This is a genomic window from Halorussus caseinilyticus (genome assembly GCF_029338395.1).
GTDB classification, from domain to species: Archaea; Halobacteriota; Halobacteria; order Halobacteriales; family Haladaptataceae; genus Halorussus; species Halorussus caseinilyticus.
Map to the genome: position 1 here is coordinate 2,850,169 of NZ_CP119809.1, position 19,249 is coordinate 2,869,417.

Annotated in this window: 18 protein-coding genes and 2 pseudogenes; 7 read left to right on the top strand and 13 right to left on the bottom strand. The window is 64.1% G+C overall.

Translation table 11 applies throughout. The features are described from left to right. Positions 1-42 precede the first annotated feature (42 nt). On the bottom strand, positions 43-1,056 hold the full coding sequence (locus P2T60_RS14450) for a DUF5784 family protein (RefSeq protein WP_276279949.1): 1,014 nt from the start codon (positions 1,054-1,056) through the stop codon (positions 43-45). Positions 1,057-1,377: 321 nt separating this feature from the next. Here P2T60_RS14450 and P2T60_RS14455 point away from each other — a divergent pair, with 321 nt between their 5' ends. After that, positions 1,378-1,554 (top strand): DUF5786 family protein, encoded by a 177-nt coding sequence (locus P2T60_RS14455; RefSeq protein WP_276282215.1) that lies wholly within the window; start codon positions 1,378-1,380, stop codon positions 1,552-1,554. Between the two features lie 69 nt (positions 1,555-1,623). Here the strand turns inward: P2T60_RS14455 and P2T60_RS14460 are convergent, their stop codons facing one another. Further along, positions 1,624-2,487: a YkgJ family cysteine cluster protein gene (locus P2T60_RS14460; protein ID WP_276279950.1), complete on the bottom strand. Its 864-nt coding sequence runs from the start codon at positions 2,485-2,487 to the stop codon at positions 1,624-1,626. 123 nt (positions 2,488-2,610) lie between these two features. Between P2T60_RS14460 and P2T60_RS14465 the strand changes: the two genes are divergently transcribed. Beyond that, the gene (locus P2T60_RS14465; protein WP_276279951.1) at positions 2,611-2,913 is read left to right on the top strand and encodes a DUF7967 family protein; all 303 of its coding nucleotides are present in this window, start codon (positions 2,611-2,613) and stop codon (positions 2,911-2,913) included. A gap of 57 nt (positions 2,914-2,970) precedes the next feature. On the opposite strand, the gene P2T60_RS14470 is transcribed toward P2T60_RS14465, so the two are convergent. Together P2T60_RS14470 and P2T60_RS14475 are read right to left on the bottom strand one after the other, a co-directional pair. Further along, positions 2,971-3,783: a class I SAM-dependent methyltransferase gene (locus P2T60_RS14470; RefSeq protein WP_276279952.1), complete on the bottom strand. Its 813-nt coding sequence runs from the start codon at positions 3,781-3,783 to the stop codon at positions 2,971-2,973. A gap of 69 nt (positions 3,784-3,852) precedes the next feature. After that, on the bottom strand, positions 3,853-4,176 hold the full coding sequence (locus P2T60_RS14475) for a HalOD1 output domain-containing protein (protein WP_276279953.1): 324 nt from the start codon (positions 4,174-4,176) through the stop codon (positions 3,853-3,855). 150 nt (positions 4,177-4,326) lie between these two features. Between P2T60_RS14475 and P2T60_RS14480 the strand changes: the two genes are divergently transcribed. Then, positions 4,327-4,536, top strand: coding sequence for a DUF7561 family protein (locus tag P2T60_RS14480; RefSeq protein ID WP_276279954.1), 210 nt, complete (start codon positions 4,327-4,329; stop codon positions 4,534-4,536). Positions 4,537-4,625: 89 nt separating this feature from the next. Beyond that, positions 4,626-6,499 (top strand): annotated as a pseudogene (locus P2T60_RS14485) (helicase C-terminal domain-containing protein). 693 nt (positions 6,500-7,192) lie between these two features. Here P2T60_RS14485 and P2T60_RS14490 read toward each other — a convergent pair. The 9 genes and pseudogenes from P2T60_RS14490 to P2T60_RS14530 all read right to left on the bottom strand — a co-directional run bounded on the left by P2T60_RS14490 (position 7,193) and on the right by P2T60_RS14530 (position 15,451). Further along, the gene (locus P2T60_RS14490) at positions 7,193-8,407 is read right to left on the bottom strand and encodes a mechanosensitive ion channel family protein (protein WP_276279955.1); all 1,215 of its coding nucleotides are present in this window, start codon (positions 8,405-8,407) and stop codon (positions 7,193-7,195) included. A 71-nt stretch (positions 8,408-8,478) separates the two neighbouring features. After that, complete coding sequence (locus P2T60_RS14495) at positions 8,479-8,658, bottom strand: hypothetical protein (RefSeq protein WP_276279956.1); 180 nt, start codon at positions 8,656-8,658, stop codon at positions 8,479-8,481. A gap of 180 nt (positions 8,659-8,838) precedes the next feature. After that, complete coding sequence (locus tag P2T60_RS14500; protein WP_276279957.1) at positions 8,839-9,924, bottom strand: class I SAM-dependent methyltransferase; 1,086 nt, start codon at positions 9,922-9,924, stop codon at positions 8,839-8,841. After that, positions 9,914-11,092, bottom strand: coding sequence for a 60S ribosomal export protein NMD3 (locus tag P2T60_RS14505; protein WP_276279958.1), 1,179 nt, complete (start codon positions 11,090-11,092; stop codon positions 9,914-9,916). The genes P2T60_RS14500 and P2T60_RS14505 overlap by 11 nt, the downstream gene beginning before the upstream one ends. A gap of 53 nt (positions 11,093-11,145) precedes the next feature. Then, on the bottom strand, positions 11,146-11,817 hold the full coding sequence (locus tag P2T60_RS14510; RefSeq protein WP_276279959.1) for a hypothetical protein: 672 nt from the start codon (positions 11,815-11,817) through the stop codon (positions 11,146-11,148). A 106-nt stretch (positions 11,818-11,923) separates the two neighbouring features. Continuing rightward, positions 11,924-12,241 (bottom strand): annotated as a pseudogene (locus P2T60_RS14515) (DUF2243 domain-containing protein); the annotation flags it as partial. A gap of 583 nt (positions 12,242-12,824) precedes the next feature. After that, positions 12,825-13,718, bottom strand: a complete 894-nt coding sequence (locus P2T60_RS14520; protein ID WP_276279960.1) for an NAD-dependent epimerase/dehydratase family protein — start codon at positions 13,716-13,718, stop codon at positions 12,825-12,827. A gap of 174 nt (positions 13,719-13,892) precedes the next feature. Continuing rightward, positions 13,893-14,597 carry a hypothetical protein gene (locus P2T60_RS14525; RefSeq protein WP_276279961.1) on the bottom strand — a complete coding sequence of 235 codons (705 nt, stop codon included), beginning with the start codon at positions 14,595-14,597 and terminating at the stop codon, positions 13,893-13,895. A 104-nt stretch (positions 14,598-14,701) separates the two neighbouring features. Continuing rightward, the gene (locus P2T60_RS14530; protein ID WP_276279962.1) at positions 14,702-15,451 is read right to left on the bottom strand and encodes a CPBP family intramembrane glutamic endopeptidase; all 750 of its coding nucleotides are present in this window, start codon (positions 15,449-15,451) and stop codon (positions 14,702-14,704) included. A gap of 128 nt (positions 15,452-15,579) precedes the next feature. Between P2T60_RS14530 and htpX the strand changes: the two genes are divergently transcribed. From htpX to pspAB, 3 genes are all read left to right on the top strand, one after another. Beyond that, positions 15,580-16,437 carry a zinc metalloprotease HtpX gene (gene htpX / locus P2T60_RS14535; RefSeq protein WP_276279963.1) on the top strand — a complete coding sequence of 286 codons (858 nt, stop codon included), beginning with the start codon at positions 15,580-15,582 and terminating at the stop codon, positions 16,435-16,437. Positions 16,438-16,589: 152 nt separating this feature from the next. Further along, a complete protein-coding gene (locus P2T60_RS14540) occupies positions 16,590-18,500 on the top strand; it encodes a S8 family serine peptidase (RefSeq protein ID WP_276279964.1) in 1,911 nt (636 codons plus the stop codon). A gap of 70 nt (positions 18,501-18,570) precedes the next feature. Further along, positions 18,571-19,176: a PspA-associated protein PspAB gene (gene pspAB / locus P2T60_RS14545; RefSeq protein ID WP_276279965.1), complete on the top strand. Its 606-nt coding sequence runs from the start codon at positions 18,571-18,573 to the stop codon at positions 19,174-19,176. The last annotated feature ends 73 nt before the right edge of the window (positions 19,177-19,249 follow it).

Consider the following 19,249-nt stretch of genomic DNA (forward strand, 5'->3'; position numbering starts at 1 on the left):
ACTCGTTTTTCACGTCCGCTCGACTCACGCCGCGTCCTCACCTCACACCCACTCGACGGTCCCGTCGAACTCCAGCGGAAGCGACCCCTTCCGGTAGGCCTCGACCTGTCCGGAAGGACGCGCCCGGAAGACGACCGCGGGTCGGTGGCGAACCGCGGGTTGCTCGCCGCGGACCGCGGCCCACTCGTCGTCGCGGAACCCCGAGCAGTCCACGAACAGCACCGCGCCGCCGCCGTGTTTCTGGAGTTGGCCCGAGGTCTTGGTCTCGGCCGTCTCGCGCACCGCGGCGACGGGAGTGTCTGCGTGTCGTCTCGTCGGTGGTCGGGGCCGAGTGACTTCCACCAGCGGCGAGTCGGTACCAGACGAGTCCGCTCGGAAGTCCAGCGAGTGGCCCGTCGTCACCTCGATTTCGGGGGTCACGTCGTACCCGGCGTCGGTGAGAATCTTCGCGGCGGTGAACTCGCTCATCGCCGAGGCCATCCGCACGGGGTCCACCTGCGGACTCGTGCCGAGTTTCGACGCCATCTCGTAGCGATGGTCGTCCAGCGCGCCCGACCGGAGGAACTCGTCGTAGAACGTCAGCGCCTCGTCTCGGGAGGCGTCCGGAAACCCCGCGGCGTGTTCCCGGAAGAACGTCCGCGAAGAGTGTCTGCCGTCCTTCGAGAACAGCACCGGCAGGAAGAACCACGCGAGGTGGTCGTAGTCGGCCAGCCACGGGGCCTCGGTCCGGAGGTCGGCGAGCAGTTCGCGCTGTGCCCACCGAGCGACCGAGTAGGGCACCTCCTCGAAGGTGTACTTCTCGGTACGCCAGAGCGCGGAGGGCGTCTCGGTGTTTCCGAGCCAGTAGGCGTCGCCGTCGTCGGACTTCCAGAGGAACAGCGCGAGGTCACCGTTCCCCATCTCGATGCGTCTCGCCTCGAATCCGGACGGTTCGACGTAGTGCGGCGTCGAGAGCTGCGCACCGAACTTCTCGTCTAAGGGGTCGTACAGGTCGCGTTCGACCTTCTCGTCAGTCCACCGCTCCGTAGAGCGGCGAAAGCGGAGCGGACTTGCCACGGTGGAGTCTTGTCACGCGAGGAATTTACCTCTTGTGTCGCTCTCGCCGGGGTTTCGCGGCCGCGTTCGCTGGACGAACGCCCCCGTCCACTACGTCGAACTCGACGGAAACGATGACTGAACGGTCGTCTCGGATAAAACGAAAGGTCAGGCACGGGAAAATCCGGCTTTACTGGACGGTCGAAATCGATTCGCCGCGGGAGGAGACCGAGGTGTCCGGGTTCGGTGGCGTAGATTTTGACCTGTTTTCGGGGAACGAAAAGAATGTTATTATCCGTTACATTCATTACCGGGCGAGACTAACCCATGAGTGTGGTTGTCATGTCAATGGGTGCCTATGACGAAGACGAACACGAGCGCCGCGAACGCAAGAACAACACGGTCGATGTCAGCGACGACGACGAGCGCACGACGTACCACGGCTCGGTAGAGTACGACTCGGGCGACTCCACGGAGGAACTCCTCGACCAGTTCGAGGAGATAAAGTCCGGCAAATAGCGAACTTCTGATTCTGCTCGACGCTCACGCCGAGTAGCCACCGGTGTCTCGTGCCCGCCGACGGCCGACTCACGCGTCCCAACCGGGAGTCTCGGGAGCGCCGCGTTCGTCTTCGACCCGCCGAGCAACCGCCGGGTCCGGGGCCGGGGAACCCACCTCGGCCGCGCGTTCTTCCCACTCCGCGATGGCCCGGCCGACCCACGAGTCGGCCGCGCGCGCCTCCGAGAGCGCGGACTCGAACCGGTCGCGGTTCACCGTCGTCGTGCCGGGCGCGGACGCGACTGCGGCGGCGACGAACAGCGCGCGGTCCTCGTCGGTGAGTTCGTCGGCCGCGGCGCGGGCGACGACGCCCGTCAGTCGCTCGGGGTCCGGGAAGACGAATACCTTTTCGCCGAGGGCCTGCGGGCCGAGCAGGAACCCGTCGAGGTCCTCGGGCGGGTCGCCGTCGGGGAGTCGGTCGTCGCCGAACACGGCTTCCACGCGCTCGCACTCGGTCTCCTGCCCGAGGACGAGGTTGTGGCCCGGGTAGTCGGCGCACTCGTCGGGGTAGGTCTCCTCGTCGTGAATCCGACACTGGAGCGTCGTCGGGTCGAGAAAGGCGCAGGTCGGAAGCCACGTCGGGTCGGCGTCGAACGGACCCACCGGTTTCGGCGGTTTTCGGAGTCCGACGAAGAACGCGGGCCTGCCGTCGATAGCCGCGAGCGACACGCCGTCGGTTTCGACGCCGGACTCGTCGCGCCAGAGTCGCGGCGTCAGCGCGTCGGCCAGTCCCGCGTCGAGGAAGTCGCGGGCGTCCCCCCGAGTCAGCGGAACGAAGTTGTAGGCGTCGTCCAAGGGTTCGCGCGGCCCCCTGCGCTCGTGGTCGCTCGGGTCGGGCGCGAGCGCCCGCCAGTCGATGCAACACCCCGCACACCCCTCGCAGTTCACCTCCATGACCCCACGCTCTACGACGCGAACCGAGGTAAATCGTCCGGCAGTTCACTCGTCCGACGGTCCGATTCCCGGCGGCCGGGAGTCGGCCACACCGTTATCTCCCGCGAGCGAGTAGTGACGGCTATGGAGACCGAAACCACCGCGGACGACCGGACAGACGAGTCGGTCCGGGTCTGGTTAGTCGAGCGCACCTACTCGGACGACGAGCAGAACATCGTCATCCTCGTCTACGCGACCCCGGACGGGACGCGCTATCTCAGGAAGGAGCGTGCCCTGACGAGTTTCGGCGACGACCGGCCGACGACCGCCGCCCTCGACGCGTCCACCGACAACCTCGGTGTCGTGAACGACCCCGAGACCCGCGAGCGATACGCGACGGAAGCGACCCGACTGGCCGACGAGTACGACCCCGACGACCGGGTGTAGCGAAACCGACGCGGGACGCCGCGTTTCGCGGCGTCCCGCGCTCGATTCGTCCGACGGTCACGGACGACCGGATTTCCGAAACACGTAGGTACAGACCGCCGACGGCGAGTCGGACGGAACGTCCTCCCGAAGCAACTCGAACGCGCCGTGTTCGCGGTCGAAATATCGCCGAACTTCCTCGGGAGACGCGAACTCGAATGGGTAGCCGCCCACCCAATCTCTGACATCCGTCCAGAAACTCATCCCTCGATTCTCCTCGTACTCCCGGACGTGTCGGACCGGGTTCTCCCCGAGTCTCACGGTCCGATACGCGAGGACGGCACTTCCCCACCCCAAGACGAGAAGCGTCCGAACGGGAGCGGGAGCGTCATTGTAGAAGCGTTTGAGCCGACGTGCCCGGTGAGAGTTCCACAGACCGGAATCCCGTCGCTGGTAGAGACCGAGACAGAGCGTTCCGCCGTCGGCGACGAGTCGGGTGAGATTGTCGATGGCGCGCCACATGTCGCCGGTGTGGTGGGCGACGCCCCAACAGTAGACGTAATCGAACTCGTCCAACGCCCGTATCTCGTCGGTGTCGAGGAGGTCCGCGCGCCTCACGTCCCAGTCGTCGGCGTCCACGTTCGCCCGCAGTCGTCTACAGCAATCGACGGAATCGGCGTCGTAATCCAGACTGACGATGCGGTCCGCGCCGAGGCGGTGGGCCGCGAGCGAGAAGAGACCGCTACCGCATCCGAAGTCGAGAAACGTCTCGCCGTCGAGCGTTTCCGTCCCGAACCGCGACCGGAGTTCCCGCGTGGCCCGTTCGATTCGTTCCTCGTCGAGATGCGCTAAGAAGGTGTCCCAGTTCCTTCCAAAATCGAAACGGCTCATCTATCACCTACCTGCCCCACCACCGTATTAAATTCCGACGGAAGTCGGTCGTCTGTCGGAAAGCCGAGGTCAGTTCGTCCGCCGGACGAAGACGTGTCCGGTGGCGTGAACGTCTACCACGAACCTCCCGACGGAGAACGAGACCCGACCAGCGTCTCGCGGCGGTCCGCTACGCGTCGGTCGGAAGATGGCTTCGAGCGCGTCGGGGTCTACGGCGTCGTAGAGTCGGACGGTCAGTTCGTCGCTCGGGCACTCCGAAGCGTCTTCCAGTGCCTCCAGAATGGTTTGGACGAGCGTCTGGTTGCCTTCTGCATCGTAGAACGCCTGCGAGACGTTCGGCGAGTAGTTCCCGAGTTCGACTGCGGTCGCTACGAGCGATTCTGGTTCTTGCATTGGTTCTCTCCCACGTCGGACGGGCCGACTTTGATACACACTCTCACGAGGAACTCCGATAAATACGATTCGGTATCGGTCCGAAACGCGGGGACGACTCGCCAGCGACCCGGCGGCAAGGCTTTGTCGCTGGAGAGGCTGGTGTCGGTCATGGCCAAAGACACCTGCGACGGGTGTGGCGAGCAGGTGACAATCGCGGGCGGCATCGCCAACCTCTGGACGCTCGAAAGCGATTCGACCGGCGGGATGACGCTGGAGTTCGACAGCGACGGCACCGAACACTTCCTCTGTTTCGAGTGCATGGAACGTCTCCCCGACGACCCGAGCGCGACGGATGTCGAGGCCCTGTCGGAGTCGTAGGGTCGCCCTCGGGGGCTTCGTCTCCCGACCGATATTCGAATCGGCCGAACCAACAGGCTTTATTCCAGATACCGCCGTGACTTCGAACAGTGAACGCCGACCGGATTTTCGACGAGTTCCCCGCGCCCTCCTACCGCGGCAACCAGCGCGAGGCCCTCTCGGACATCAAAGACGCCTTCGCCGAGGGCAACGACGTAGTGCTGGTTCGCGCGCCGACCGGGAGCGGTAAGTCCCTCCTCGCGCGGTCGATTGCGGGGTGCGCCCGGACGCCCGACGACGCCGCGCCGAGCGATGCGACCGGGGCGTACTACACCACGCCGCAGGTCTCCCAACTCGACGACGTGGCCGCCGACGACCTGCTGGACGACCTCAAAATCATCCGAGGCAAGCGCAACTACGACTGCATCCTGCCGGGCGAAACCGACACGCCGGTCGATAGGGCACCCTGCGCTCGGGAGAAGGGCTACGACTGCTCGGTGAAACATCGGTGCCCCTACTTCTCGGACCGGGCCATCGCAAGCAACCGGGAGATAGCGGCGATGACGCTGGCGTACTTCATGCGGACCGCGGGGTCGGAGGTGTTCCGCAAGCGCGACGTGGTGGTGATAGACGAGGCCCACGGACTCGCGGAGTGGGCCGAGATGTACGCCGCCATCGACCTGAATCCCCGGACGGTCCCCATCTGGGACGACTTGGAGGTGCCCGAGATTACCGGCGTGGACCGCGCAGTGCGGTACGCCGACCGACTCCAGAACGCCTGCGAGCGCCGGAAAGACGAACTCGTCGCCAAACAGGAGTTGACGCCCGAAGAGGCCACCGAGCGCGACCGGTTGCAGGAACTAATCGGCGAGTTGGACTGGTTCGTGGAGGACTACCGCGACACCGAGAGCGCGACGACGTGGGTCGTGGACCAGCAGGGCGGCGGGGGAAGCGGGATGACCATCAAGCCGATGAACCCCGAGCGGTACCTGTCTCACACCGTCTGGGAGCGCGGGAACAAGTTCGCCCTGCTGTCGGCGACGATTCTGAACAAGCAGGCGTTCTGTCGGCAGGTGGGCTTGGACCCCGCGAACGTCGCGCTGGTGGACGTGGGCCACACCTTCCCGGTGGAGAACCGGCCGCTCTACGACGTGACCCAAGGGAAGATGACCTACGAGTACCGCGACGACACCCTGCCGAAAATCGCCCGCACGGTGGTCCGGGTCATGCAGGAACACCGCGGCGAGAAGGGGATTATCCACGCCCATTCTTACGCGATTCAGGAGCGACTCGCCGACAGACTCGCGGAGTTCGGCGTCGGCGACCGCATCCGGACCCACGACAAGGACGACCGGGACGCCCAACTCGACGCGTGGAAGGCCACTGACGGCGAAGAGGTGTTTCTCTCGGTCAAGATGGAGGAGGCCCTCGACCTGAAGGGCGAGTTAGCGCGGTGGCAGGTCCTCTGCAAGGCCCCGTTTCTCAACACCGGCGACTCGCGGGTCGCCCACCGCCTCGAAGAGGGCCAGTGGGCGTGGTACTACCGGGCGGCGCTCCGAACCGTGATTCAGGCCTGCGGCCGGGTCGTCCGGTCGCCCGACGACTACGGCGCGACCTACCTCGCGGATTCGAGTCTCCTGCAGGTGTTCGACCGGGCCGAGAGCGACACCCCTGACTGGTTCCGCGAACAGGTCGAGCGAACGAGTCGCCCGGACCTTCCGGCGTTCGACCCCCGGAGCGCGAGCGAGTCGGCGGCGGGCGCGAGCGCAGGCCGTCAGAACCGGGGCGGAGTCGCCGGTCGGGGACCGGCGACGGGTCTCGCTCGGGGTCGGCGTCGGGCGGACGCTCGTCGGGCGGCCAGTCCGCGAGCGGGCAATCCGCGAGCGGACGGTCCTCCGGCGACAACTCGTCCGGCAGGAACTCCGGGAGTTCTTCGACCGGGCGAAAGAGTCCGATGGCCGACGTGTGGGACGACAGCGTGTGACCTGACGACCGGGACTCGCCCGGCCGACCAACCACCGAAACGCGCTCGGCCGACCAAACCACGGTCTGGGCGGACTGAAAGGGGCCGCCCGCTCGCGGCCGAAGGCCGTGGTCGTCTCAGCGACCCCTATCCGAGACGAATCGAGCGAAGCGAAGATGAGTCGAGGATATGTCGCTGAACGACCGCGAGCGGGCGGGGGCTTTCTGGGCGTTCGACGCTACGACTTCTGCGGTTGCTATGCTGTTACAGAGCGAGCGGGGGCTTCCTGAGCGTCACCACGGCAGTTCCTGCGGTAGCGGTCACAGTCCGTAGCGAGCGGAGAGACGCTTCCGAGAACTGCACTCTGGCCTCACGGTCCCGACGACTCCCCCCGGCGCGAGACCGCCGACTACAGAACCGAGACGGTCCACGCGACGCCGGAACTGAGCATCAGCAGTACGAAGAACACCGAGATGAGTTTCTGGCGCGTGCTGTCGTCCATACCGACGGCAAGTAATTCGAGTGAAATAATATTTTGGTTCGGGAGCGTGCGAGTAGACACGAGCGCGCCGACGCGGGCGACGCGAACGCGTCGCCCGCACCGTCCATGTCGAGAGGAACTTCTAGCATTGGAAGAGCAATAGATACAATTGCTATAGAAATTTTTATCTGTCTTTCACAGTTCGACCGGGAACTCGAACGACGTTCGCGGCACTACTCGGGATTGACGCGCGAGCGAGTTTCGGCCGGTTCTCGCCGCTCGTCGGGCGTTCGGTCGCGGTGGACGCGGAAACCCTGCGTCTCCTCGCGGCCCGCGAGTTCGCGCTGGGGGTAGGGAATCTTGATTCCCTCGCGGTCGTAGGCCGCTTTGACCTCCCGGACGACGGCGGCGATGGCCTTCGTCTTGCGTCTGGCGCTCGGTTTGTCTATCCAGAACCGGAGTTCGAGGACGACGGCCGAGTCGCCGAACCGCTTGGGGTAGGCGTCGGGCGTCGGGACGACCATCACCGACTCGACATCGTTCATGGCGTCCTCGGCGATGTCGATTGCCGTCTCGACATCGGCGTCGTAGTCGATACCCACGTCGAGGCGGAGTCGGATGCGCCCCTTCTTCGTCCGGTTGATGACCGTGCTGTCGCCCACCTTGTCGTTCGGGATGATGACGAACTCGCCGTCGAAGTTCTCGACGCGGGTGTTGGTTATCGTGATGTCGGTGACGATACCCTCGTAGTCGTCGATTTCCACCCAGTCGCCGATTTCGAAGGGCCGGGAGAACATCAACACGAATCCGGCGATGAGCGACCCGAGCGTCTGGCGGGCCGCCATACCGACGACGATGCCGAGGAACCCGGCCCCGACCAGCAGACCGCTGAGGTCCACGTTCCAGATGGACAACACGACGAGTCCGACCGCCGTGAAAATAACCAACTGGAGGACGCGAATCGAAATCTCCTCTTGGTGTTTGGTCAGGCGGTCGGACTGCTCGGTGAACCGGACGAGCCAGTTTTCGAGAACGTCGGTGCCGACGTACGCGCCGAGGACGAGTACCGCGGTGAGTCCTATCTGCACCAACACCGGAATGGACTCCTGAAACAGTCCGAAGAGCGTCAACAGAAGTCCGAACTGTCCCCAGACGGCGAGCAACGCTAGTCCCGTGAACCCGAGAACGACGGCCTGCAACGCCCGGACGAACAGCCACGCCGGAACCCGCCACGGGACGTTCTCGGCGACGAGTTCGACGGCGCGTTCGACCTGCCCGCGCACGACCGCCTCGGTCAGCGTCTCGTGGACCAAGCGGACCGCCAACGGCGCGAGTAGTCGGGTCGCCGCGACGCCCGCGGTGACGAGCAGGGCGCTGGCGACCAGTTGCATCTCGGTCTGCGAGACGCCTTCGAGAACGGACAGTATCTGTCGCGGCCACGCGACCATCTTCTATCAGACACTCCGCCAATCGAACTTGAAATTACCGGATTGGGGATACTTCCCGGCGCTCCCCGGTATCACTTGTCGTGGGCAATCGTCCCGAGAACGGCGTCACAACTCGGACACAGCACCATCCAGTATCGCTGGCCGGTGGCCGCGGTCACGGTCACGCCGTCGCGGTTCGACTTGGGTTCGACTAACTGTTGGCGGTAGTTCGGGTCGTCGGCGTCGGCCCGGCAGGACGGACACGTCGGCATACCCCGAACCTCGGACGGACGAGACTTAAAAGTAGGTCGGTGGGAGTCGAGTTCGAGGACAGCGCCGGACGATGGGTCGCTATCGACCGACGAAAGCCGGTCGAAAGAGACGGAGAGTCACTAGCTACTGGTTGAGCCAATCAGCACCGCCACCGCACGGCACCGCAACAGCAACCCCGGCTACTCGACTTCGGCGTCCACGACGACGTGCCAGACGCCCTCGCTGTGGCTCTTGACTTTTCGTCGGTCGAGAATCTCCACGTCGCGCCCGGCGTCCGCGGCCGCCTCGCGCAGGCGCGAGACCGGCCGCTCCCAGAGCAACTTCTCGGGCGTCGCCTCGTGCATATGAACGACGCCACCCGAGGTCAGCACCGCGAGCGCCGCCTCAAGGTAGTCGTAGGAAGCGTCGGGCGAAGTCCGACTGTCCTCCGAACGCGGTTCGGAGGCCTCGTAGTATCCCATCACCACGCGGTCCACCTCGGGCGAGACTTCCACGTCCCGGCAGTCGGCGCGGAACGCCGACACCCGGTCGGACACGTCGTTGAGCATCGCGTTCTCGACGAGGAAGCGAAACGCCGCGGGGTTGCGCTCGGCCGCGGTCACGTCGGCCCCGGCGCGTGCCATCGGCAGGGTGAAGTAGCCGATTCCGGCGAACATGTCGAAGACACGCTCGCCGGGTTCGACAACCTCGCCCATCCGAGCGCGCTCGGCCTTGTTGCCCGGCGAGAACATGACTTCCGCGAGGTCGAGCGCGTAGCGCGTGCCGTGTTCGGTGTGGACCGTCTCGGTGTCGCCCGCGCCCGCGACGACCGACACCGAGGGTTCGCGGTGGTCGCCCGAGACGCCCTCGTGGGCCAGCACGGTGTCTGCCTCGCCGTGGAGCGAGAGCAGGGCCTCGCCGACTTCCTCGCGGTCGATGCCTCCTTCCTCGGGGTCGTCCTCGTCGCCGAAGGTGACGAGGACGACGCTCCCGACGACGGCCCACGAACCCGGCGCACGCTCGATTTCCTCGTCGGACCACCCGCGCTCGCGGAGGTGCGATTCGAGATCCCGCAGTCTGCGCTCGGGACTCACCTGCTCGACCACCTTCAGCACCGGCGTCTCTTGGGGCGGGTCAGTGACGGGAAGCGAGACGGTCGTCTCGTCGTACTCCCGGACCTTCCGGGTCGCGTCGTAGACCCCCTCGTCGCGCAACGCCGCGATGGTCGCCTCGCTCTCGGACTTGCGAACGACCGCCGCGAGGTGGGGGTCGTCGCTACTCGCCATCTTGCTCCGGCACGACGTGGAGACCCGCGCGACTCTTCAGCACCGGCACCGACTCGGCGTCGGGGTCCATGTAGTCGGGGCGCGCGATGGTCTTCGTCCGGTAGGTCTCGGGGTCCAGCACTTGGACCGCTCGTTCGTCTTCGACCGCCACCAGCGTCGTCTCCTCGGCGTCTTCGAGACTCCCGAGTCGCCGGGCCTCGGGCGCGTCACCCTCCTCGAATCGGGCCTCGTAGTCCTCGCCAGTCGTGAGTCGCGTCCCCTTCAGGTTGCCGCGGACGCTTCGGACCAGCACCGGGCCGTCGTCGTCCTCGGGGTCGATAATCTCGCCGGGCGCGTACGGCGGCAGGCGCACGGCGTAGGTCACGCGATAGACCTCCTCGCCGTCCTCGTCCTCGGTCACGAGCGTCTCGGAGTCGGAGTAACTCCCGCCGAACTCCTCGACCACCTTGGCGGCTATCTTCTTGCCGATGTTGGTGGTCGAGACCTTGATGTTCACGCCCTCGTCGGTCTCGCTCACCTCGGTCACGAAGGCGTCCCGGTCGCCGGTCTCCTCCATCTCGGCGACGATTTCGTGTGCGATGGCCTCGGCGCGTTCGACCTCCTCGCCGGTCGGGTCGCGGTCCCGAGCCCGGACCTGCACCGTGCTGGCGTAGTAGTCCCCGGCGATGCGTCCGCATCGCTGGCAGGTCTGGCGCGAGATTTTGACCGGCACCACGACCTCTTCCTCGACGAACGTCTCGCGCACGATGCCCGAGAAGTGACAGTGCATCCGGATGGTGTTCTGGTCGACCTGCTCGGGGTCCACCTGCCACGACACGTCGTAGGCGTCGAGGTGGACGCCGAGCGACTGGCTGACCTCCTCGATGGCGATGTCGGTGTAGTCGCGGGCGTCCACGTCCACCCAGCGATTGCCGCGGTGGACCGCCCCGCACCGCGCACACACCAGCACCTCGATGCGGTCGGGCGCGTCCACGAGGTCGAATCGGTCGAAGTAACACGAATCGCAGAGCTTCTGCTCCTTGCCGCGCTTTCCTGCGGCGTCATCGGCCGCAGGCCGATTGCTCGCGGAGCCTTGCTCCGCGGTGTCGGGGAGGGGCGTGCGCTCGGCGGGGTCCACTTCGAGTGCGTCCCCGCAGTTCGGACAGAACTCGCGGGCTTCGGTAGTCATGGTACGGGGTAGGGGTCTCGGGGGTTTAAGTCTGAAGAAGGGCGGAGAGCAGTTCACTCGCCACGTTCGTCCGCCTTGCGTTCGTCGGCCAGTACGCCTCTAACTCGCTCGTAGCCAAAGAACGAGAGAACGGCCACGACGAGAGAGAAGAACGGGATGAGCCACACCCAGTTGTCTTCCAGCCAGTCAACGATAGCCGCGAGTGGGACCCATGGCGAGGGAAGAGGTGAAGTAGTCGGTTCGGTCGTTGAAGAGAAGTCGGGGATGGTCACGTTCGAGACACTCGACTCGCGCGTGTAATTTCCGTCGTGGAGAAAAGCCGCAGTCGCGTTGATTTCGTGCGTTCCGGCGGGAGAATCGGAGTACACGACTATTCCGATAAATTCGTGTTCACCGGGCGCGAGATGCAAGTTTTTAGCCCAAAGCGTTTTATTTTCGCTTTCGAACCACGGCTCGCTATCCGCAACGTCCATCGAGAACGTCTCGTCCATCGTGTTCGCGCCGACTGTCAGAAACACTTGTCTCGCTTCCGTTTGCGAGGGATTTCGAATCACCACTGCAAATGCGGCAGGATGGTTCTCGCTCACTACGTGGTCGGCAGGTTCGATGTCGAGAACCAACGGCGGTATCGAGTCGGCTTGGGTTCGGCTCTGTCCGGTCGAACTGCTACTGACGAGTATCAAGACGAGCAACCAGAGTACGACTACTTGTTTAAGACGGCTCATACTATCGGGACGCTGGTTTTCGGCGACTAGAAATTATTCATTATAGAATATTAACTTTTTGTAAGTGACTAGAGCGTACCGGGGTTCTGCCGAAAGCAGTTAGAAACTACCGCGAAATCAGGAGAATCCCCGCCCCGAGAACCTGTAGACTCGCGCCGACCCAGTGAGGGTTGAACGCTTGGGTCCCGTGAACCCCAAGCACGTAGTGGTCCACCACGCCGTCGAAGACGTTGAAGAGTCCGGCACCGACGAGCAGACCGCCGAACGCCCGCATCGCGGAGTGGGACTCCGACGACCGATTCAGCGCCCGCCAGACTATCCCCGCGCCGACGAGCATGACGAAAATCATGGTCAGCGAGAACACGCCGTCCCAGTAGACGTTCGCCCGCAGGCCCTCGCGGGTCGCCGTGGGGATGCGGCCCGAGAGTAGGTGGTGCTACTGGAGAATCAGGTGGAAGACCACCACGTCGAGGAACGCGCCGAGTCCGAACCCGGCCGTGGCGCTTCCGAGCAAGACAGTTCTCTCTCCATCAGTTCGAACCATGCGAGACGTTTGGGAAGAGAGACCGAAAGGCCCCGGGGCCGAGCTTCGTATCGTCGATAGCGCAGTCGCTCTCCGAAGGATAGTTCCGGAAAAGCATGCGTCCTGACTCGGACTCCCCACTGCGATGCAGTGAGTTGCCCCTGCCAGTTCCGACGACATGACTAGATACGTAGTTACCGATTAAAAGAGTAATGGTCTAGAACAACAATCGAGACTATTTTGACTCAGTGGTTCGGATACCACGCCACCGGGGTGGTAGCCCCTGCCAGTTCCGGTTAGCGGCGAAGCCCCAGTTGGAGTCGAAAGCATGCGTTCCGACAACGACGACACGGCAGTACCCGAACGGCTTCCGCGCTGGGTCCGCGTATTGGCATACGCCCTCATGGCGGCCTACTACGGAGGACGACTCGTCCTTCTGGAAGCGTAGTAAGGGAACCCACCCCGGTACTCCGGAGGCGAACACTCAACTTCTCACTAACTCCGGCCCTTCGACTTCCTCGTCTCTGGCCTCCCGCCACGAGTGGTCTGGTTCCCAGTCCAGCACCTCGTCGGCCTTCCCAACCGAGAGCGCCGAGTCGTCGCCCGAGACGTTGCAGTCGTCGGGGAGTTCGCCGAAGAACTCCCGGAGAGCGTCCTCGATGGGTTCCGCCAGATAGTTGTCCGCGGCGGCGGCGTGGAACGCCTCGTGGCCCGAGAAGTCGGCTTCGAGAGCGGCGGCGACGAGGGACGCCACGTCGCGCACATCCACGTAGGACCAGAAGTTGCCCGCTCCGTTGGCGAGGTCCTCTCGGGCCTCGACGCACTCGTACTCGCCGGGGTACTGAATCCACGAGGGCCGAATCGAGGCGACGGGTACCTCGTACCGCCGGGTAACCATCTTGGCGACTTCCTCGCCGACGACTTTCGACGTGCCGTAGGGGTCCTCGGGTTCGAGCGCGGTCGCCTCCCGAATCGGCAGTCGGTCGGGCAGGCGCTTCTCCTCGGCGAACGGAAAACCGTATGCGCTCTCGCTGGAGGCCCACGCGACGCGCGCGTCCGCTCGTCCCGCGCCCACGAGGACGTTGTACGCCGCCATCACGTTCGTCTCGAAGACCCGGCCCCCGGCGTGGCGCGTCGGCGACGGCAGGGCGGCCCAGTGGACCACGGCGTCGGGGTTCAGGTCGGCCAAGAGGTCCAGCGCCTCCCCGCGGTTCGTCAGGTCCGCGGCGCGGAAATCGACGCCCGCGCGGGCGTCGATTTCCCAACCGGGGTGGGTCTGGTCCACGCAGACGACTCGCCACCCCTCGTCGGCGAGGTGGTCGGCTATCCAACGACCGGAGCGTCCGAGTCCGCCGGTGACGACGACTTGCTGTGACATCAGTTCGGGATACGACGAATCGGCGCTAAACGGTTGGGGTCGGCGCGGTGAAAAACCGGAAGCTATCGGTTACAGAATTGCATAGGAGTGTTTTCTAGTTGAAAATATTTTCTTTAGCATTTTTTGTATTGTTCTATACGGCGAGTCCGCAAGAAGTCGGACGACGAGACGAGCTTACTCGTCTGGTGGTTGGTCGGCAGTGGCATCTACCTGTTCGCCGCCGCCCGTTCCGCTTTCGGGAGGTAATCGGAGAACGTTCCAGATTTTCTTCCGACCGAAGAAGGCGACGAGGAGACTGAGGATTCCGACGACGAGTTCGATGTTCCGGACGACCCACGTCGCCAGCAGTTCGACGCGACACTCCACAGGACACCGGATTCCGAACGTGAACTCGGCCTTGTCCGTCAACCTCGGCTTCTCCGAAATTCGAATAGCACTGATAGTGGACTCGCCGAGTGGGAACTTATCCGTTGACGAGACCGTCACCGGGACGTACTCGTCGCTATCGACCTGTTCCGCGGGAAGATATGCTACAGCGTCGAAATTTGGATAGAAAAGGGGCGAAGATACCGCTTTCACGTCCGGATTGTGGAACTCGAAGGACGCCGCCACGTCCGGAGAGGCTCTGAAGCCGAGCAAAACTCCGTTTCGACCGTCGGAGACTATCCGAACGGCGAACGTCGTGGACTGGTCTCTCAAAATGCGATGCTCCGCTGGCATAATCTCCACCACTACCGACCCGGTCTGCTCGGTCGGGGCCGTAATTTGCTTCGACGCGTCTACCGCGTGCTGATAGCCATCAGACAGTGCGAGCGAAACCGAACTACCAGTCAGTACGAGAAGCAAGCAAATCACGGCCGACGCCCTGATTCGGTTCATACGTTCTCGGCCGGGGTCCGGCCCCCGACTCGTTAGGAATCTGCCACGCGAGAGAGCATCAAAACTCTGTAAGTCTGGTGATAGAACGGCGTTCTTCCCGTCGCTCACGCCACCATCGAGGCACCCTCCGGAACCGCGTCCGACGACAGCACCAGATACGCGAGTCCGAACAGGAGAGCGTCGTAGAGACCGTGGACCAGAATCGGGACGACCAGATTGTCGGTCCAGACGTAGAGGTAGCCGAGCAGAATCGAGAGACCGAACAGAATCGCCAGCGTCACGCCGACCGCGAGTGGGTCGGGCGTGGCGACCCACGTCGTCGGCAGGTGAACCAGCGCGAACAGGACGCTCGTGAGGACGACGGCGGGCGCGCGCGAGAACGCGCCGTCGAGGTACGACTGGATGACGCCGCGGAAGAGCAACTCCTCGGCAGGACCGACCACGAGGATGGAGAGCGGAACCAGCAAGAGCAGGGTGTCCAGCACGCCCTGCTCGGCGAGTTGCGTGACCGAGTTACCCGCCAGCGGAAGGCCGACGGCCTGCGCGCCGAGAATGGCGACGAGGCGGTAGACGAACAGTGCGACGGTCCCGGCGACGACGAACCCGAGAGCGCGGAGGTCCGGGACGCGGACGCGGAGGTAGTCGAGTCCGCGGTCGGTCGTCCGCAGGAAGACGACTGCGGCCGCGACGAACCCCAGTTCCGAGAGGACGAGCGCGACCGTGAACTGCGCGAGCGTGTTCAGCGACACCGCGAGCGCAGGAATCGACAGCAGGACGCTGAGAACGACGCCGAGGACGGTGAGTCCGGTGGCGACCCCGACGCGCCGCGCCGGACTCGCGGACTGGTGAGACATCACGAGCGCGTGACAACGGGAGAGACCAAGTAGGTTTGGCGGGCGTCGAATCGCCCGCCGGTGGTCGGTCCGCGCGGGCGGACGAAAGTCAAAGAACGCTTAAACGGGGTGAAACCCTATGGACGAACATGAAGTGGAAAGCAGACTGGGGACTTCGCGGCCGGATGGCCTTGACGATGTTCCTGCTGTTCGCGCTGTACATCGTCTTCATCGGCGTTCTCTCGCAGTTCACGAATCTGCTCGTGTTGGTGTTGGTGATGGGGTCGTTCTCGCTGGGTCAGTTCTTCTTCAGCGACAAACTGACCCTCTGGAGCATGGGAGCCAAAGAGGTCAGCGAAGACGAGTATCCCGAACTCCACAGGACGCTCGGTCGCCTCTCACAGCAGGCTGACCTGCCGAAACCGAAGGTCGCAGTCATGGATAGCAAGGTTCCGAACGCGTTCGCAACCGGGCGCTCCCAGAAAAACGCCGCCGTCGCGGTGACGACCGGTCTGATGCGGACCCTCGACAAAGACGAGTTGGAGGGCGTCCTCGCTCACGAACTCGCCCACGTCAAGAACCGCGACATGATGGTGATGACCATCGCGTCGTTCCTCTCTACCATCGCGTTCCTCGTGGTCCGGTGGGGTTGGTGGTTCGGCGGCGGCGACGACGACAGTCCGCAAGTCTGGGTCGCCATCGTCGCCTCGCTGGTGGTCTGGATAGTCAGCTTTCTGCTCATCCGGGCGCTTAGCCGCTACCGCGAGTTCGCGGCCGACCGCGGCGGCGCGACCATCACCGGCAAACCCTCGGCGCTCGCCTCCGCGTTGATGACCATCGACGGGGACATGAGCAAGGTGCCCAAGAAAGACATCCGCGAGCAGTCCGAGATGAACGCCTTCTTCATCATCCCCATCAAGGGCGACTTCATCGGGAAAGTGTTCAGCACCCACCCGAGTACGGAGAAGCGCGTCGAGCGACTCCGCGAACTCGAACGCGAGATGTAGCCGAGGCGATTCTCCGTCTTTTTCGAGGTAGTAGCTCTGAGAGGACTGTTTGTCGTGTCTAGACAGATACTCTTAAATTTTTTATAAAAATTGATTTATTTACTTTTTGTTTAGAAAGTTTAAATTTAGGGTGGAATCGTGTTGGAAATGCGATGTCTGAAGATAACGTTAGCAGACGACAGTTCCTCGAACTGACTGGTGCCGGAGCTATCGCCCTAACCGCGGGTGCCGGAACTGCGTCTGCTAAGCCGAGCGAGTTGCAAGCGCAAGCGAAATCCCACGTCGCCTCGGAAACCGACGCCGAGGTAGACGACCTCGTTATCGACAACGAATCGGTCGTCACCTTCGGTGCAAGCGGCGAGACCTACTACGACGCGAAACTGTTCGACACCGCGAACAACGAGAGTCACCGCGCCGCCCTCGACGCGAACGGCGACGCAATCGACCTCGCGGCCGCCGCCGAGCGTGACCGCGAAACCTATCGGCAGAAGTACGGAAAGCTGACCCCCGAACTCCACGAGACGGTTCGGACCGCCGACGCCGACGAGAAAATCGACGTGGCGGTGTGGGTCACTATCGACCGCGCCGCCGCCGAGCAAGCCGTCGAATCGCAGGGCTACGCCAGTGAGGACGAACGGCGCTCTCTCCTCTCGGACGAACGAAAGCGACGGTCGGCCGACCAAGCCGCCCGCCTCGAATCCGCCCTCGACGGCATGCAGGGCGTCGAAGTCACCGAGGTCGGCGAGTACGTCCCGCGGGTCGGCGCGAAGGCGACCCCCGCCGCAGTCCAGCGCATCGAGAACGTCAGCGGCGTCTGGGGCGTCTTCGAGCGCGACCCCCGAAACGGCGGCGACGGTCTCGGTTCCGCCAGCGAGACGCACGGTTCCTACAGTCAGCGCAACGGCGACTACGACGCGACCGGCGAGAAGGTCGGCGTCTTCGAGTGGAGCGGTATCCCCGACACCAACAACATCAACCGCGCGAAGGTGTACGGCAGTCCCTCCACGACCGACCACGGCAACGTCACGGCCAACTGCGCGGCTTCGACTTCCGACAGCATGCCCGGCATGGCGTCGGAAGCCAGCGTCTACACCGCTGCAGAGCCGTACAACAGCTTCGACACAAAACTCGGCTGGTTCGCCGACCAAGGCGTCTCGGCGGTCAACTGTAGCTTCTACTGGTACGACTCTGACAGCTACATCAACAGCGAGGACGTGACCATCGGTCAGTTCATCTACGACCACTACCTCCCGGTCGTCACCATCTCGGGCAACTACCGGACGACCGACTACGAGACCTACGACGTGGCGACGCCGGGTCGCGGGTTCAACACCATCACGGTCGGTGCCATCAACGACAAGGACACCGGGTCGGACCTGACCGACGACGACATCTGGACGAACTCCTGTTACGAGGACCCGACTTCGAAGAACGGCGACCTCTACAAGCCCGAAGTGTCGGCGGTCGGCGAGAACATCGACACCGCGGGCGGGTACTCGGGTTGGTACGGGACGAGTTTCGCCGCGCCCCACGTCTCGGGTCTCGTCACCCTCCTCTCGAAGTTCGCGGGGACCGGCGACCCGACGCCGAACGGCTACCCAGAGTACGCCAAGGCGGTCACGCTCGCCGCCGCGGGCCACGACGCCAGCACGTTCGACAAGGAGGGCGTCGGCACGATTCAGGCACCCGACGCCGAGAGCATCGTCAAGAACGGTCAGTACGTGACCGACACGTTCGCCCAGAGCAACAGCATCCAGAGCTACGACGCCTCGCTCGACAGCGCCGACAGCGAGGTCCGCGTGGCGCTGGCGTGGCTGACCAACCCGCAGACGAACAACCTCGTGGACAACGCCTCCGCCCACCCCGACGTGGACCTAGACCTCTACGTCTACGACCCCTACGGCACCCGCGTCGATTACTCGACCTCCTACGACTCCGGGTGGGAACACGTCAGCTTCGACCCCTCCTACACCGGCACCTACACCTTCGAGGTTCAGAAGGCAAACTGGGAGGACAGCGACGACAGCGCCCGAGAGATGGCGCTGGCGTGGTACCGCGGATAGCCGAGCGCAGTCGCAGAGTCGTCGCGTAGCGTAGCTATCCCTTTTTATCTCCGGCCGCATAGGGCCGACTATGGGACTGTTCGACGGACTGCGAGAGGTACTGGGCATCCGCGCCGAGGCCGACGCGACCCGGAAGGCCGACCCCGAGGACCTGTTCGGCATGAGTACCGCCTACGTCACGATGGAGGCCGAACTGGGCTACGCCGCGGTCGGCGAGGCCGCGCTCTGCTTCTCGGAAGTGGACAGCGCCGACTTCTCCGACGCTGTGGAAGAAGTCCACGAGATTCTGGAAGTCGGCGCGGAGGAGACCGGTACCGAGACCGAGGCCCACACCGACGACTACGGCTACTCGTGGGTGATTCTGCGGGATTCGGACTTCGAGGACCTCGTGACCAGCCTCAACTTCGCCGCCGACACCTTGATGGAACGGGGCTACGGGTCCAGACTGCTCGCGGCGCTCTTCGCCTTCGAACGCGACGGCCAGAAGGCCTACTGGGTCTACTCGTTCCGGCGCGGAGCGTACTACCCCCTCGTGCCGAAGGGGACCGACGACCGGGATTCCAGCGCCGAGTTCAAACTCGAGAGCAACCTCGATGGCGAACTAGACCTCGAAGAGAACAAGGAGTACTGGTACGCGCTCTTGCCCGACTCGCCCGGCAAACATCCGTGGGACTGACTCCGACCGAGAACGAACCCGACCACCGACGAACGATGCTCCGACTCTTCTCATTTTAAACCCCGTCAGACGT